The organism is Escherichia sp. Lx600-2 (genome assembly GCF_036662595.1).
Lineage (GTDB): Bacteria > Pseudomonadota > Gammaproteobacteria > Enterobacterales > Enterobacteriaceae > Escherichia > Escherichia coli.
In genome coordinates, this window is the sequence record NZ_JAYQWM010000180.1 from 1 (window position 1) to 2,822 (window position 2,822).

General features: G+C 40.1%; 2 protein-coding genes and 1 pseudogene. All 3 read right to left on the minus strand.

What is annotated here, in order from left to right; genetic code table 11:
- Positions 1-75: 75 nt before the first annotated feature.
- A pseudogene (locus OQV04_RS24040) lies at positions 76-345 on the minus strand (type III secretion protein); the annotation flags it as partial.
- The gene (gene sctN / locus OQV04_RS24045; protein ID WP_136747947.1) at positions 335-1,627 is read right to left on the minus strand and encodes a type III secretion system ATPase SctN; all 1,293 of its coding nucleotides are present in this window, start codon (positions 1,625-1,627) and stop codon (positions 335-337) included. The pseudogene OQV04_RS24040 and the gene sctN, both read right to left, overlap by 11 nt.
- 31 nt (positions 1,628-1,658) lie before the next feature.
- On the minus strand, positions 1,659-2,822 hold a 1,164-nt coding region (locus OQV04_RS24050; protein WP_332643162.1), incomplete at its 5' end, for an FHIPEP family type III secretion protein.

Consider the following 2,822-nt stretch of genomic DNA (forward strand, 5'->3'; position numbering starts at 1 on the left):
TGATAGAAACAGAAGCCACTGGAGCACCTCAAAAACACCATCATACACTAAATCAGTAAGTTGGCAGCATCACCCTATTTTTTGCTTTTCAAGATTTATCTCAGCGATCTGCTGCTGAATGACTGCAACTTTACGTAACGAGTAAAATATATCCTGGCGAAATACAACTTCGCCGAGTAACTCTTTCATATCTAACAGTGACTGCAGGTTTTTAAGTTGCATATCATACAGGCGTTCCTTTTCGGCTAACTTTTCTTTTTCTGCATTTAACTTTTGTAATGATGCTTCACATGCAGCCAGGCTCTGCGCTGTTCTTCTTATAAGTCGATTAACTTTACTTAACAATTCGTTCAAGCTCTTTTAGAGTTTCACTCATTGGCATTTTTTCATTAACTGACTGTTTCAACCAATTTGTGATTTTAGGCTGGGCATTCATAGCAAAATCATTTTCAGCATTTTGCCCAGCGCGATATTCCCCTAAGTCAATAAAAACCTGTAGATCTTCCAAAGTTGTGAGGATCTTCCTTACCCGTGCAGCATTATCTCTGTGTTTTTCATCAGTGACCTGACCAAATACTCGACTCATACTTTTTAGAACATCTATTGCCGGATAGTGACCTTGACCCGCGAGTTTGCGACTTAGATAGATATGGCCATCAAGGATTGAGCGAATTTCATCACCCAGTGGGTCTGATTCATCTTCCCCTTCCAGTAACACGGTATAAAACGCGGTGATACTTCCTTTTAGTGTTGGTCCCGGCCTCTCCAGTAAGCGAGGCAAACTGTCAAAAACAGAAGCAGGATAACCACGTCTGGCAGGTGGTTCACCCGCTGCCAGTTTCATATCACGTAGTGCTCGTGCATACCGCGTCATTGAGTCGATAAAAAGTACAACTCTCTTTCCTCGATCTCTAAAATACTCTGCCACGGTTGTCGCCATCAGGGCGGCATTACACCGATCTACTGACGAAAAATCAGAGGTGGCATAAACCAATACGCATTTTGCCGCATTTACTGATTGTTTCAGCGATTCCGCGCATTCCGTAACTTCCCTACCACGTTCGCCAATCAAGCCAATAACAAACACATCAGCTTCAGTATTGTTTACGAGCATATGCATTAAAACCGTTTTGCCACAGCCAGCCGATGCGAAAATCCCAACACGTTGACCAATGCCACATGTCAGTACGCCATCAATGACTCTTATGCGTGTCTCTAGTGGTGTATTAATAACTCGACGTTCCTGATACGACGGTGGCAGTTCATCAATAAGGCGTAAATTTCCTCTATCGCCTGGAGTATCCGGGACAAACCTTTCCATAATTTGACCAGAGGCATTCAAAACCGAACCAAGAAAGGCATCACTGATCTGTATGGTTAACTGCTCTCCCGTTGGTTTCAAAACTGCAGTACGTGTAAGCCCCACTGAGCTGCCTATAAGGTTTAATAATGTCTTTCCATTGCGAAAGCCAACGACCTGAGCCCTGGCTATACGTTCATTTGCTTGCCAGCTCGCATAAATTTCGCATACTTCACCCACTGAAACGTCGTCAAGTTCTGCTTCAATCAGAGAGCCGTTTATGCTATGTAAGTAGCTGTATTTATTTAATAATTTTAATTTTTTCATACCGGCATGCTCCATATCGCAAGACATTATCCTAAATAGTTTTCAGAATATTAACGGGAACATTTTCCGTTAGTTCCCCATACGAAAGTACTTCGAGGTCTCGGTAACTAGATTCAATAAGTTTTTTGATAAAACGACGAATATCCACAGATCCCAGTAAAATAATGTCTTTAATAGGAATATTGATTCCAGAAAGTGCCAGTTTAAAATTATCCAGAATCATCTCAGCTTCGGATGCATCGAGATTAAGAAAAGTACCGCCAGCGGTAGGCCTGACACCATCTCTGATTCTGTCCTCTATTTCAGGCGAAATCACAATTGCTTTAATTTCTCCAGAATATGAAAACTTATGACAAATGTAGCGACCTAATGCACCTCGTACATGCTCGACGAGTGTGATTATATCTTTCTCTCGTGGGCTCCATAATGCTAAGGCCTCCATAACTAACCGCATATTGCGCACTGAAATTCGCTCCTGGATCAGACGCTGAATTACCTCTGAAATGCGCTGCACGGTTATATATCTTAATATTTCTTTTAATAGATCAGGATACTTCATCTCTAATTGATCAAGAATATATTTTGTTTCTTGTATACCAAAGTACTCATTAATATTATGAGCCAGACATACAGATAAATGATTATACATTTCATCCATGGCCGTGCGAGTATAACAGCCAATTTTTGTTAATTTTTGAGCATCACTTTTCGTAACCCAATAATATTGTTCACCATTACTATTTACAATGACAGGTTTCTTGATCAAAGTCGAAACCACTTCATCTGAATATTCAACCAACAAGACAAGATCATGATAAATTTTAAATTGCGAAGCTCTGACTTCATTTAGCATTAATATGACATCTTCATCATTAAGACCTTCCCCCTCACGAATGACAATACCGGGAATGCGGATACCATACTCAATAAAAAACTGACTACGAATCCTATCAGCAAGATTGATTTCAGTGTATTTTTTAGCCTGTACACTATTCATAATCAAGACCAAGGGTACCGTTTCGGTAATAACCTGATCAAGTTTATTAATGATACCTAATGAGATGTCATCATCTTGATTATAGGGTTCCAACCCAACGGTAATATCTCCCTCAACAACCGTTTCTTCAGTCCCTTTCTTTTTGAATTTAAAGTAAAAGTAAATTCCTAAGATCACTGCCAAACATAAAAACACAAG